Origin of the sequence: Microcoleus sp. B6-A1 (genome assembly GCF_036705085.1) — a bacterium.
Taxonomy (GTDB): Bacteria; Cyanobacteriota; Cyanobacteriia; order Cyanobacteriales; family Microcoleaceae; genus Microcoleus.
In genome coordinates, this window is record NZ_JAUBTU010000013.1 from 25,697 (window position 1) to 39,502 (window position 13,806).

The 13,806-nt window shown below is 47.2% G+C and carries 11 protein-coding genes; 2 read left to right on the forward strand and 9 right to left on the reverse strand.

Annotated elements, in window-relative coordinates; genetic code table 11:
* Nucleotides 1-309 precede the first annotated feature (309 nt).
* Nucleotides 310-1,182: an MBL fold metallo-hydrolase gene (locus QUB11_RS06860; protein ID WP_333200225.1), complete on the forward strand. Its 873-nt coding sequence runs from the start codon at nt 310-312 to the stop codon at nt 1,180-1,182.
* Nucleotides 1,183-1,193: 11 nt separating this feature from the next.
* Here QUB11_RS06860 and QUB11_RS06865 read toward each other — a convergent pair whose 3' ends face one another.
* From QUB11_RS06865 to acsF, 6 genes are all read right to left on the reverse strand, one after another.
* Nucleotides 1,194-1,829, reverse strand: a complete 636-nt coding sequence (locus QUB11_RS06865) for a 4Fe-4S single cluster domain-containing protein (RefSeq protein WP_333200223.1) — start codon at nt 1,827-1,829, stop codon at nt 1,194-1,196.
* Nucleotides 1,826-2,641 (reverse strand): radical SAM protein, encoded by an 816-nt coding sequence (locus QUB11_RS06870; protein WP_333200221.1) that lies wholly within the window; start codon nt 2,639-2,641, stop codon nt 1,826-1,828. The genes QUB11_RS06865 and QUB11_RS06870 overlap by 4 nt, the downstream gene beginning before the upstream one ends.
* 140 nt (nt 2,642-2,781) lie before the next feature.
* Complete coding sequence (locus QUB11_RS06875) at nt 2,782-3,612, reverse strand: fatty acid desaturase (RefSeq protein WP_333200219.1); 831 nt, start codon at nt 3,610-3,612, stop codon at nt 2,782-2,784.
* A 9-nt stretch (nt 3,613-3,621) separates the two neighbouring features.
* Entirely contained in the window at nt 3,622-5,031 is a 1,410-nt protein-coding gene (hemN, locus tag QUB11_RS06880) for an oxygen-independent coproporphyrinogen III oxidase (protein WP_333200216.1), read from the reverse strand.
* Nucleotides 5,032-5,117: 86 nt separating this feature from the next.
* Nucleotides 5,118-5,864, reverse strand: coding sequence for a heme oxygenase (biliverdin-producing) (locus QUB11_RS06885; protein ID WP_333200214.1), 747 nt, complete (start codon nt 5,862-5,864; stop codon nt 5,118-5,120).
* Between the two features lie 11 nt (nt 5,865-5,875).
* Nucleotides 5,876-6,952 carry a magnesium-protoporphyrin IX monomethyl ester (oxidative) cyclase gene (gene acsF, locus QUB11_RS06890; protein ID WP_333200212.1) on the reverse strand — a complete coding sequence of 359 codons (1,077 nt, stop codon included), beginning with the start codon at nt 6,950-6,952 and terminating at the stop codon, nt 5,876-5,878.
* A 189-nt stretch (nt 6,953-7,141) separates the two neighbouring features.
* Between acsF and QUB11_RS06895 the strand changes: the two genes are divergently transcribed.
* Entirely contained in the window at nt 7,142-7,537 is a 396-nt protein-coding gene (locus QUB11_RS06895) for a helix-turn-helix domain-containing protein (protein WP_333200210.1), read from the forward strand.
* Between the two features lie 492 nt (nt 7,538-8,029).
* On the opposite strand, the gene QUB11_RS06900 is transcribed toward QUB11_RS06895, so the two are convergent.
* From QUB11_RS06900 to gcvH, 3 genes are all read right to left on the reverse strand, one after another.
* Complete coding sequence (locus tag QUB11_RS06900; protein ID WP_333200208.1) at nt 8,030-9,421, reverse strand: serine/threonine-protein kinase; 1,392 nt, start codon at nt 9,419-9,421, stop codon at nt 8,030-8,032.
* Nucleotides 9,422-9,768: 347 nt separating this feature from the next.
* Complete coding sequence (gene gcvP / locus QUB11_RS06905) at nt 9,769-12,735, reverse strand: aminomethyl-transferring glycine dehydrogenase (RefSeq protein ID WP_333200206.1); 2,967 nt, start codon at nt 12,733-12,735, stop codon at nt 9,769-9,771.
* A 642-nt stretch (nt 12,736-13,377) separates the two neighbouring features.
* Nucleotides 13,378-13,767 (reverse strand): glycine cleavage system protein GcvH, encoded by a 390-nt coding sequence (gcvH, locus tag QUB11_RS06910; RefSeq protein WP_333200204.1) that lies wholly within the window; start codon nt 13,765-13,767, stop codon nt 13,378-13,380.
* Nucleotides 13,768-13,806: the final 39 nt, after the last annotated feature.

Below are 13,806 nucleotides of genomic sequence, written 5' to 3' on the forward strand. Positions count from 1 at the left end.
GTTCCACAAGAAAATTTATCTCTTGTGGAACGGGCCGGAGAGCCCGTTCTTGAGATTGGTGTAAGATGTGAGTTTTAGCTTAGATCTTGCACCATTCTCAATTAGCCTTTTAGGAACAGGCAAGATGCCTGTTCCACAAGAAAATTTATCTCTTGTGGAACGGGCCGGAGAGCCCGTTCTTGAGATTGGTGCCAAAGGTGAGTTTTAATCGGCTTGGTCTGTGAGACGGGTCTAAACCCCGGCGGGATGTCGGGGGTACTCATTATAGTAAGTTACCATAATTTATATGGCTTATTAACAGGTAGAAAAATGGCTAACATTAATCGGAGGCGTGCTGAAAATATTAACGGTAACTTTTATGTAGACAGTACCTGCATTGACTGTGATACTTGTCGGTGGATGGCACCTGAAGTATTTGGTCAAGCGGGAGAACAGTCTGCGGTTTACCACCAGCCAACTAATGAAACTGAAGAAATGCGATCGCTCGCGGCTCTTTTGTCTTGTCCCACAAGTTCGATCGGGACTGTAGAAAAACCCAAAAGGATCAAAGAAGCCCAGCAACTGTTACCCGCACTCATAGCAGAAAATGTCTATCACTGCGGCTACCACTCAGAGAAATCCTACGCCGCAGCGAGCTATTTAATTGTCCGGCCTGATGGCAATATTTTAGTTGATTCTCCCCGTTTTGTGCCGCCGCTAGTCAAAAACATAGAAGCAATGGGTGGCATTCGCTATATGTACTTGACTCACCGCGATGATGTGGCAGATCATCAACAATACCACGATCATTTTGGGTGCGATCGCATCATTCATTATGACGAAATTAACGCTGATACTTGCCGTGTAGAAATGCAATTGTCGCCCACCGAACCGTATCAACTAGCAGATGATTTGTTGATTATATCTGTGCCAGGTCACACGAAAGGTCACACAGTTTTGCTTTACAATAACAAGTTTTTGTTCACCGGCGATCATCTTGCTTGGTCGGAAAGTTTGCAGCAGCTAGTTGGCTTTCACGATGTCTGTTGGTATTCTTGGCCAGAACAAATCAAATCTATGCAGAAGTTGGCTAATTACTCGTTTGAATGGGTGTTGCCGGGACACGGCCGCAGGTATAATGCCGATCGACAAACAATGAGCAATCAAATGCAAAAGTGTATTGCTTGGATGCTCGATGCTTAATGCGATCGGGTTCATAACTCCGAGTCAGCCAGATTCATTTGACCCCGGTAGCCTGTGAAAATCCGACTGCCATCTTTGAGAATATGGATCTCCATCTGATCGCTCGCCCAAGTGAGTTGAGCCTCAAAAGCAGGATTGAAAAGATGGACGCGCTGGTTGCTGGAAGAAACGAGAGAATCGGGTGAGTGGACTGCCAAAGACTGCACATAAGCACCATCGATTAAAATATCGAGTTGTTCCAGCAACTCCTCAACACCGGCGGGCCCTTGTTGCGATCGCAATTGTTCTAACGTGAAGCCAGTAAACGACATGACATTTAATCCTGCTGCTTTGACTTGGCGTGCCAAATCTGCCAAGGCTGGAGCTTGCCAAAAAGGTTCTCCGCCCGAAAAAGTGACACCCCGATTGCGAGGATTGCTGAGAATCTGCTGAGCAAGAACATCAACCGCAATTAATTGATTAATCTCAAAAAACCAGGAAGCCGGATTAAAGCAGCCTGGACACTCCCGCAGACATCCTTGCACCCAGATCACGGCTCGACAACCGGGCCCATTCACTTCCGACTCGTCTATATATCCCATGATGTTGAGATAGCCAGGGGGAATTTCTAAAAGCTGAAAATATGGGTTTGTTTTCTGAGGTTTCATCGCTTCTCCGCCTCTGGTTTTAATAATGGGTAACGCACTGGAATTCCTGTGACACGTTCAATGCGATCGCCAAAAACCTGTAGCACTTCAGCCTTGACTTGCTTCAGTTGCCTTGTCGGATATAAACAGGCATTGGGCGGATCGTTCCCTCGTGCTTCTAGCTGGTGCGTTAGCGGGCAAAGTCGCGTCGGCGTGTTGAGTTGGATTTCGTCCGGCAATAATGCTTGCATCCGGCGGATGTACTCTGCCCGATCCTGTTCGTTCCAGTCGGTGAGTAGCATCGTCTGAATTGCCAGGTGTCCTGAATAGAGTTGGCGAAATTGGAGGAGACCGGCCCAAATGTCCTGGAGGTTGATGGTTGGCATGGGGCGATTGATGCGACAGAATGATTCAGCAGCAATGGCATCAACTTTGACAGCTACCCAATCGGCGATCGCCAGTTCCTCACACACCGCGCGATCGCCCAGCAAACTGCCGTTGGTCAATACCCCAACCAACTTCCCGGTCATTTGCTTCGCCATAAGCAGAATTTCGCCTAAATTCAGCGCCAGAGTTGGCTCACCGCTACCGCTGAGGGTGATGGTGTTCACATCGCCGACAGGGAAGGATTGCAGATCCTGTTGAATTTTCTGAGTCGGGACAAAAATTTGGCGGTTGCAACTCTGGTGCTCAATCTCACCTAACTGGCAATACACACAGTTAAATGAGCAAGTAGAATCTGGCCCGATCGGATCAATTCCTAGCGATCGCCCAAAGCGCCATGATTGGACTGGGCCGTAAACAGAAGTGGAGGGTGTAGTGACTGTAGACATGGCTTCAGCTCGATCTCCTATATTTTGATTAGGACTTACGCAAAAAACCCGGTTTCTCTGAAAAATCGTCGATATTCCTTTGAGATATTGACGCAGAAACCGGGTTTTTGGTCTCTCATGCGTAAATCCTGTGGGTGATTCTAAGGTGTGCCATTTTGAGCCGGTGGCATCACCACTTTTCGGGCGACACCTAATTTCTTTAACAGCCAAATTGCCCACCAGGTAGGATCGTACTCCCACCAGCGCCAGCCTGCTTTGGCAACGTTAGGATGGGCGTGGTGGTTATTGTGCCAACCTTCGCCATAAGTGAGAATAGCCGCCCACCAAAGATTGCGGGAGTTGTCGTTTGTGTCAAAGGTACGGTATCCCCACAGGTGAGTGACCGAGTTAATAAACCAAGTGCTATGCCAGAGTAAAACAGATCGGACAAACATACCCCAGATGACAAATGACCATCCCCCCAGTGCATACAGCAGTAGCCCCAAGGGGATTTGCAGCAGCAAAAAGTTTCGATTCAGCCAGCAATAAAATCGATCGCGTGTCAGATCGGGGGCAAACCGCTGGTACTGTTCATAATCAAAGAATTCTGAATGCGGGTAGAAAATCCACAGCATATGGCTCCACCAGAACCCCCGACGGGCTGAGTAAGGATCTTTATCGACATCCTCGGTATAGGCGTGGTGTAGCCGATGACCCGCCACCCAGAAAATTGGCCCTCCTTGTAGAGCAAATGTACCGATCAGGGCGATCGCATATTCCAGCCATTTAGGAACCTGAAAACTGCGATGGCTCAATAGGCGGTGATAGCCCAAACAAATGCCAATACTGCCAAATAACCAATGCAAAAATAGGGTCATACCCAAGGCAGACCAGGAGAAGCACCAGGGGGCTAAGAGGGCGAGGGCATGAATAGTCGTGAAAAAGAAGACCGCAGTCCAATCCAGCGGAACTCGAGTGGGAGTTGTTTGCATTACAAAATTTCAAATGGCTTTGGAAAAGGTTTTGGTTGTACGATCGCCTGTACGATCGCGGAGGTAAGCATCAAACACGGATGCAATATTGCGAATTAGCAATCGCCCGATCGCCGTTACTTCAATGCCATCGCCCCAACGTTTGATTAACCCATCGGTTTCTAAGGGATCTAGTTGTGGCAAAATATGAGCAAAATAGTCATTGAAATCGAGATCGAAGCCGAGATGGTATTTTTCTTCCAAATCTTGCACCGACAGTTGGAATTGACACATTAATTCCATGATTACTGTCCGCCGAATCAGATCGTCCTGGCTCAGTCGAACGCCTTTTTCGATGGGTAATTCATTCCCATCGATCGCCCGATAAAAGTCTTTCAATCGCTTGTGGTTTTGGGTATACACATCCTGCAACATACTGATGGAAGTCATGCCAAAGCCCAACAGATCTGATTCGGGCTTAGTGGTATAACCCTGAAAATTACGATGTAGTTGCCCAGCTTGTTGCGCGATCGCCAGTTCATCATTAGGCTTGGCAAAGTGATCCATGCCAATAAACACATAGCCATTTTGCGTCAGTTGGGCGATCGTACTTTGCAGAATTTTCAGCTTTTCGCCAGCGGTCGGCAAAGCAGACTCCGGCATTCGTTTCTGAACCGGTTTGAGCCAGGGAACATAGGCAAAATTAAAGACGGCAATGCGATCGGGATTTAATTGCAAGGTCTTCTTTACCGTTTCCTGGAATGTGGCTTGTGTCTGGAAAGGTAAGCCGTAAATCAAATCCACATTGACACTTTCAAACCCAGCTTCCCGCATCCAATCCATCACATCAAACAACATCGCTTCCGGCTGCACCCGATTGATAGCTTGCTGCACAATGGGATTAAAGTCTTGAATGCCAAAACTAATCCGATTGAATCCTAATTGTCGCAAAAATAGAATATATTCGCGATCGATATAGCTAGGATTGACTTCGATCGATATTTCTGCCGCGTCATCGAACCGAAAATATCGATTTAACTGGTTCCAGAGAAACTCTACCTGACTGCGATCGAGATAGTTGGGTGTGCCGCCGCCCCAGTGCAACTGATGCACCAGCCGATCGGCATCCACCAAACTGGCAACTTGGCGAATTTGGCGATCGAGATAGCCTAAATAGGGTTCTACCACCTCCTTGCGCTGGGTAATGATGGTATTGCAGCCGCAGAAATAACAGGGGGTTTCACAAAATGGGATGTGGCAGTAAAGCGATAAGGGGGTTTGTTTGTGATTGCCGATGGCGATCGCGGTTTTAAATGCGTTGCGATCGAAGTCAGTGCTTAATTCTGTGGCGGGTGGATAGCTGGTATAGCGAGGTAAAGGCTGGTTGTATTTATTCAACAATGCAGCATCAAATTCAACCGTTTGTGATAACTGTTTCATTAACTGATGTGTCCTTCTTTGTTTTTGTAGATTCAGAACCCCGGCATATTTTAGAGATACGATCGATCTTGTTTTCGTGGGGCGAGTTATTTCGCGACAGATTCTCGCTTGGCATGAGGGCTGCGGCCTTCTGTGCTACCGGGGCGATCTTGCCGAGTCAGCAAATCAAAGGTATGATCTCCAATCGCCGCTTTTACATCGGCTTCGAGTTCGTGCATTACATCCTGGTTAAGGGTAAATGCCGTATTTGCTTCGGCGACAATTCGCTCGATCGTGTCAGCCTCCACCGGAAACTCATCAAAGGTTTGGCGATAGCGTTCCTTAAATACTCGCCTTGCTTCTGGTGTTGAGATTTGGGAAAATTCATAGAAATTTGTTCCTTGATCCGGCGGCAGAGACAACGCCGATCGAATCACGTTTTTCAAGCTTTGTCCGCCGGATAAATCACCCATGTAGCGGGTGTAGGCATGGGCAATCAGCAGGACTGGATCGGTTTTTGAGAGGGTTTGAATGCGATCGCGATACACACAACCCGCTGGCGAAGCCGTAATTTCCTCCAGCCAATTTTCACCGTAATAAAAAGCTAGATCGCAAGCCAGATTCTCAGTGCGATTTAACTCAGGGAAATAGAGGGTTCCGATAATCGGGTGGTTGACATGGCTCTGCAAAGCCGTTTCTAAGGCGCTGTAAACAAAGTATAGATCGGCAAATAGTTTACGCAAAGGTTCCCGTTCCACAATGCCTTTGATAAAGCATTTCATAAATGCCGTATTTTCGGCTGTGGTGTGGGATTGCATCGTGCCTTCTCGGAGGCGTGTGGATAGATTAGTCATGGCAATATCTCCTAATTAATAGCGGTTCTGGACGATTCAGCATTAATCGAGGGCAGTAAATAAAGGCGCAACAACTGCCAGACAATCACAGCAATCCAGGGTAATTTTTGGCAAAATTGGATGGCGGCAGGGCGCTGGTTACTTGAGATTTCTGCTAGCTTCTGATTGGCGATCGCGCATCGATCCAAACGGGGAAAGAATTCTGGATGGTGGGTATCTAAAATACTGGGAAACGCCCGTTTTGCTGTTTCATTGGTGTGATGAATCACCTGCTTGTTATATTCGTCGGGGTCGATCCCGATGGAGTCATAAAATGTGGAGCGTTCCAACACCGTCATTGTGTGCGTGGCAAACACCGTCAGTAGGAAAAAGCGCGCCCAGAGTCTTGCCTTCCAGTTATTCCAAAGCTTAGGCTGCGATCGCAACAAAGCCTTAAAGAAATCCCCATGCCGATTTTCATCTTGGCACCAATTCTCGAAGTAGCGAAACAGGGGATAAATTTGATGTTCTGGATGTTGTTCGAGATGGCGATACACCAAAATATAGCGCCAGTAGCCAATTTTTTCCGACAGATAAACAGTATAAATTACCCATTCAGGAGGGAAGAATGTGTAGGTACGATTTTTTGTTAAATAGCCCAGATCGAGAGACAACCCAAAATCTGCCATCGCCTTATTCAAGAAACCGGCATGACGGGCTTCATCCCGTGCCAGTAAGCTAAAGGCTTCCGATAACAAGGGTTGGCGATTCTTAAGTTTGCGGGAGAGTTCTTTGAACAACAGAAAACCCGAAAATTCCGAGGTACAGGATCGCTCTAGAAAGTCAATAAATGCCTTTCGCGTTTCGCCATCAATCTTGTCCCAGCATTGCTCAAACTCTTGATTGCGAACAAAATGGTGGCGGTTATAGTCCGCGCGCAATTCTGCTACAACTGCTTCTAATTCCGCTTGTTGCCCGGACAGATCCATTTCGGCAACGGCATCAAAATTGGTGGTGTAAAAGCGGGGTGTTAACAGAGTTTCTTGAACAGGTGCTTTAATGCTGGATGGGAGACCAGCAGACTCCGATTTACTAATTGAACTGACCATAGGAGTGGAGAGTGGATTGTTCGGAATTGATGACTGTGCACCACATTGCCTTAATCCGCGATCGCCCACAAGTCAGTTACCAGTGGTATCCTATAGTTACTTTAGGTAAAGCATTGAAGCCAATAGGACGCTTGAGCCATTTCTAAAGAAATATGGAAATTATCGTGAAGGCAACTGTGCAGGGAGTTTATGGTGGAAGCGAGTCAGTGCGTAGAGGTTAAATGTCCGATTCAATTTGTGCTAGACTTGTTGGACAATAAATGGTCAATATTGGTTCTACGCGAACTGTTTGGAGGCGATCGCCGTCCCCACGAATTACTCGCGGCACTTCCTGGCATCAGCACCAAAACCCTCACCCAACGCCTACGAGAGTTAGAATCTCAAGGGTTAGTCGATCGGCGTGTTTATGCCGAGATTCCGCCCCGTGTAGAATATTCCCTCACGCCCAAGGGTCGCCAAATTCAACCGGTGATGGCAGCCCTGCATGAAGTAGGATCGCAGTGGCTGGGACAGGAGAGTTGTATTTGTCCCCTAACACACTCGGATGCTGAGGACGATTTAAATGCACAACAGCTTACTCCTTGAGATTGACTCAGAAACCTGGTTTTTTATGACAATATTTCGTTCCCACCGACAGATCAAGTGAAAAACTGGTTTCTTTAGTCGAAGTGCGTAAGCTCAGAAACCTGGTTTTTTACGACAATATTTCGTTCCCACCGACAGATCAAGTAAAAACCCGGTTTCTTGGATGTAGCATGGTGCTCAGAAACCGGGTTTCTTCCTAAATCGGGCGTGAGGATGTTTAGATACTCGTAGAAACCCGGTTTCTTAGATTTTGCGCGGTGCTTATGGAGTTTGGAGGCTGTTGGTGGGGAGGTAGAAACCGGGTTTCTTCCTGAATCTGGGTGATGATGCGTAAATTATCGCAGAAACCCGGTTTCGGAGATTGATTTTACTTTGATTATTTGCTCGTTATGTCCCGACAACTCCGTCGGAAACCTAGACTGGGCATGGCTTTGTGATTTTGGGCTTTGTTATAAATATTTATGAAATCCTGAAACGCTTAGATGTTACAGTCTACAAGTCTCGACGCGAGAGAAGAGACCCCATCCACTGTTGGATCTGTATATAACCAGCATCACACTCGTACACTAACACACCCAGAGGGAGGTGAGCTATCGGTGCGTTCTCTTGCTCTGAAAAATAGATGTCACTGTAGCACAGCCATGAGTAATTTTTTATCCAGCCTACCCGATAGCCAAAAGCTTCCCATATTTTCTCATCATATTGCCTAGTTCCCCTCACACTTTGAAAGATGCGCTTCTGCACGCTAAAGCCGAAGCGCCCATTAGAATATTGTACCCAAAGTTGGTCAATGATTCGCAAGTCCTCGCAGGGAAATTTATCAATACTACTTATATCCAGGTATCTTTCTTTCTCCCTACCCGCCACCTTCCACATCACTCTCCGCGTTTCTCGATCCGCTTCTTGCCACTTTTTAGCTGCCAATAAATTCCGCAAGTTTGTATAATCCATTCCCACGGCTGAAACTACGCGCGTAGTCTCAGGAGGCGCTGGTTTTGGCAGCGGCGTTTCAAAAGATTTTTGTGCTGGCTGAGGGCTAATTTCTGGTAATGGCAATACCACTGGTTTCGGTATCAGCAAATCCAACCATTCCTGCACCGACTGCGGGCGATTTTGCGGTTCCAATTCCATCCCTTTGATAATCGCCGCATTCACCCTGTCGCTAATCTGAGCATTATATAGTTTTGGCGCAATTAAAGCGTCTATTACCTTTCTACCAGGCGATTGAATCGGTTTCTGATCGGTTAGCATATTATACAGCGTCGCCGCCAAAGAATAAACATCAGTATAAGGGCCAAGTTGAGGGCGTTTTTCCGCAAGTTCAATTGGTGCGTAAAAATCGGTTCCCGTAACACTATTAGTCATTAACTTGCCCGATGAATTAGCCTGTCGCGCTAAACCAAAATCAATTAAAACTGCTGACATACCGCTCTTTCTGAGCATGATATTTTCGGGTTTAACATCGCGGTGAGTCAGGTTTTGCTTGTGTACGCAACTCAGGGCATCTCCTAATTGCTGAATTATTGACAAAGCTTTGGCTTCGGAGAAACTGCCCTTTTCTCTGATATGGGTATACAAATCAATCCCATCGATTAACTCCATCACCATGCACCATAAATCACCCTCTAGAAACACTTCATAAACTTCGACAATATGAGGGTGACGACACTTGGCTAAAGATAGTGCTTCGTTGACAAACTTACCTTGTGTTTTGGCAAAATTTGGCTGTAATTGTTGGAAAATATTCAGAGTTTTTATGGCAACGGACTTACCTTCTGGGCGATTTTGAGCGCGGTAGGTTTCACCGTATCCGCCGCCACCTAGGTATTCTTCGATGATGTATTTGCCGTCGTGTAGTTGTTGTCCGTCGGGCCAGCGTTTCATGGCGGGTTTGTGGGAATGGAGAGGATGGTTTTGATTATAGCTGAGATGGTGGAATTTTTGTTGAGGCTTTGGATGATATCGTTTACGGTTGTTTCGGAATGATTTAACCGCAGAGGCCACAGAGGGCACAGAGGAAGAGAAGAGAGAGGTGAGGTTGAGAAACCGGGTTTTTTTACCTAGATATTCGGCATCTATCAAACCCGGATATCCCCCCTAGCCAAGAGGGCGGGCACGGGGGCACCGCCCCTACAAGGGGGGACTGGAAGCGTTCTCAAAGTCCCCCTTCTTAAGGGGGATTTAGGGGGATCTAGACTCAGATATAAACGAGATTTACATGGATTACAATCTTAAGTGTAAGCCTCCATTGGCAAACAAGAACAGACAAAATTACGATCGCCAAACGCATTATCTATCCGCCCCACCGCCGGCCAAAACTTATGTTCGCGAGTCCAAGGTGCCGGATAAGCCGCTTGCGAGCGAGTATAAGGACGATTCCACTCATCAACCATCAGAGATTCTGCGGTGTGAGGCGCATTTTTCAAGACATTATTTTGCGCGTCAACATTACCTTTTTCAATCTCCGCAATTTCGCCTCGAATCGCAATCATCGCATCGCAAAAACGGTCTAATTCCTGCTTCGATTCGCTTTCCGTCGGTTCCACCATTACCGTACCAGCAACCGGCCAAGAAACCGTCGGCGCGTGATAGCCGTAATCCATCAACCGTTTAGCGATATCTTCTACTTCAATAGTCGCAGATTTTTTGAGCGATCGCAAATCTAGAATACACTCATGCGCCACCAAACCAGCTTTCCCTTTGTACAAAACCGGATAATAAGATTCTAACCGTTTTGCCATGTAATTAGCATTAAGAATTGCTACTTTTGTCGCCTCAGTTAAACCGAATCCTCCCATCATCCGAATGTACATCCAAGAAATAGTCAAAATGCTAGCACTTCCCCAAGGCGCTGCGGAAACAGCACCAACTGATGTTTGTTGACTGTTGACTGTTGACTGTTGACTGTCCGCTGTTGACTGTTGACTGTTAAGAATAGAATGACTGGGCAAAAATTCTACTAAATGAGACATTACCCCAATCGGCCCCATTCCCGGCCCGCCGCCGCCGTGGGGAATACAGAAAGTTTTGTGCAAATTTAAGTGACAAACATCAGCACCAAAATCACCGGGGCGGCACAAACCAACTTGAGCATTCATATTTGCGCCGTCCATATAAACTTGTCCGCCACAGTTGTGGACAATCTCGCAAATCTCTTTAATTTCTTCCTCAAAAACGCCGTGCGTAGATGGATATGTCACCATCAAAGCCGCCAGTTCTTTTTTGTGTTTCTCTGCTTTTTTCTGTAAATCTGCGACATCAATATTGCCCTGAGAATCGCACTCTACAGCAACTACTTTCATCCCCGCCATCACTGCGCTAGCCGGATTTGTACCGTGGGCTGACTGGGGAATCAAACAGATATTTCGGTGAGATTCGCCTCGGTGTTCGTGGTATTGGCGAATAACTAACAAACCCGCGTATTCGCCTTGGGAACCAGCATTTGGCTGCAAAGAAATTCCCGCGAAACCGGTGATTTCTGCCAGCCACTGTTCTAGTTGCACGAACATCATTTGATAGCCGCGAGTTTGATCGCGGGGCGCAAAGGGATGTATCTTGCCAAATTCCGCCCAAGTCACCGGCATCATCTCTGCTGTGGCATTCAGTTTCATTGTGCAAGAACCCAAGGGAATCATCGATGTATTTAGCGATAAATCCTTGGCTTCTAAACGGTGCACATAGCGCAAAAGTTCAGTTTCTGAATGGTAGCTGTTGAAAACTGGATGGGCGAGATAGCTGCTAGTGCGATCGCAAAAATCTGGTAAGGTCAAATAGGAATTCAATGCGTCGGCATCCAGCGGAATGTTGAGAGCATTCTGCCCGTCTGCCCTGATATAATCTTTATTCTGTGCAAAAATTTCCCACAACTCTTGCACATCTTCAACGCTGACAGTTTCATCTAAAGTGATTCCCACTGTCGAATCATCGAAAACTCGGAGATTAATTTTGCGTACTTTAGCAGCTTCTAGAAGTTCTGACAGCGGTTTGTCTCCCAATTCTACCCGCAAAGTATCGAAGAAAGGTTGAGAACCAATTTTGTATCCGAAACTTCTTAAACCCGATGCCAAAAGTGCTGTTAAAGTCCATACTTTCTCAGCAATGTCTTTTAGTCCAGACGGGCCGTGATAAACAGCATACATACTCGCCATCACAGCCAGCAAAACTTGAGCAGTACAAATATTGCTGGTTGCTTTTTCGCGGCGGATGTGCTGTTCGCGAGTTTGCAAGGCCAAACGTAAAGCAGATTTGCCGTTGGCATCTTTAGAAACGCCAACGATTCTCCCGGGAACTTGCCGTTTAAACTCTTCTCGCGTGGCGAAATAGGCGGCGTGGGGCCCTCCGAATCCCATCGGCACCCCGAAGCGCTGAGTGCTTCCTACGGCTATATCCGCGCCGAATTCGCCGGGAGGGGTGAGCAAGCAAAGGCTCAAAATGTCGGCGGCTACTGTGACTAATGCGCCGACTTCGTGTGCCGATCGAATAAAATCGGTATAGTCGTAAATTGCGCCGTCTGTGGCGGGGTATTGCAGGAGAGCGCCGAAGATTATACGATCGAACTCAAAGCTTTGATGGTCGCCGACAATCACGTCAATTCCCAACGGCTTAGCCCGAGTTTGCACCACTTCCACAGTTTGAGGGTGGCAATCTTGGGAAACAAAAAACGCTTTTGCCTTATTTTTGCTGGCGCCGTAACTCACCGCCATCGCTTCCGCCGCCGCTGTCCCTTCATCCAGCAAGGAAGCGTTGGCAATTTCCAAACCCGTGAGGTCAATTATCATGGTTTGGAAGTTCAGTAAAGCTTCCAATCGCCCTTGAGCAATTTCGGCTTGGTAGGGAGTGTAAGCTGTATACCAGCCGGGATTTTCTAGGATATTCCGCTGGATGACGGGGGGAGTTATGCAGTCGTGATATCCTGTGCCGATGTACGATCGAAATACCTGATTTTTTGCAGCAATTTCTTTCAATTCTGCCAAAGCGCTGTACTCGCTTCGCGCTTCGGGAAGTTGTAAGGGTTGAGAAATACGAATCGCTGCAGGAACCGTTTTGTCAATCAACTCATCGAGGCTGGAAATGCCCAAAACATTGAGCATTTGCTGGATTTCGCTGGGTGTCGGGCCAATGTGCCGGCCAGCAAAACCATTGATGGAGGAAAGGTTTTGCTGCTGGTTGGGTTCAAGTTGAGGGCTGTAGAGTACCAAGGCGGATTCTCCTGAATAGACTTTTGCTTCTTTGTTTGTAACATTTTGCTACGAAAACCAGGAAGATTTTCTGCCTCTATCACAGTCCGACAGTCCGACAGGGGTTGAAACCCCTGTCTCATAGCTAAAGTCGTCGGTCGCCGACTGTAGATTAAGGCGCACTTATCGAGAATCTGGGTCTAAAACCCCGTCCTTTAAGGACGGCTTTGCTAAAATATACATGGTCACAGACCCGCCCGGATTTAAGATACTCCGAAATAAATAGCAAGGTTGAAAGTCCTGTCAGAGTTGCGATCAGAAATAGGGGAAGCGAAAGGGCAATAGGAAAATCCGGCCCTGAAGGCAAACAAGTATTTTACTTGCGTACAAAACAAAAAAGTCGCCATAGGGCATTGGGAGACTCTAAACGGACATGGAGCGATGGTAAGACTACTCCGGTAGCACGTTGCTGTGAAGTGTCAAGGAATCCTCGCACTTATAGGGCGAGGAGGTATGTCAACGCAACTCCCCGCGCAACTGGTTAGTATTTCAGTCGTCTAAAGACGACTTGTGCTATTAGCCAGGGGTTTCAACCCCTGGCGGATTGTGGAGGAATCAACGAGCCCTAGGCCCAAATTCCCAATCAAAACTCCCAACTCAAAACTACTCGCCTTCCACCATTTCGCGATACGCCTGGGCCGATAAAGCGTCATCGACTTCGCTGGGATTGTCAACGCGCACTTTCAGCAGCCACCCAGCGCCATAGGGGTCTTCCGCCAAATTTTCGGGAGACTCTATAATGTCATCATTGCGTTCTACGACTATACCGGTAACTGGTGCTTTCAAGTCTTCAACTGCTTTTACTGACTCGACTGTACCGAAAGCTTCGCCCTTTTCCAACCCTGCACCGACTTCGGGCAAATCTAGAAACACGATATCGCCGAGTTGGTCAACTGCAAAGGCACTAATGCCGATGGTGGCAATTTCACCTTCGAGTCGGATGTATTCGTGGGTGTCTAGGTATTTCAGGTCATCGGGGTATGTTAGTGCCATGTCTTTTCTCGCAATAAAAAAGTAGTAGTTAAATCTTAT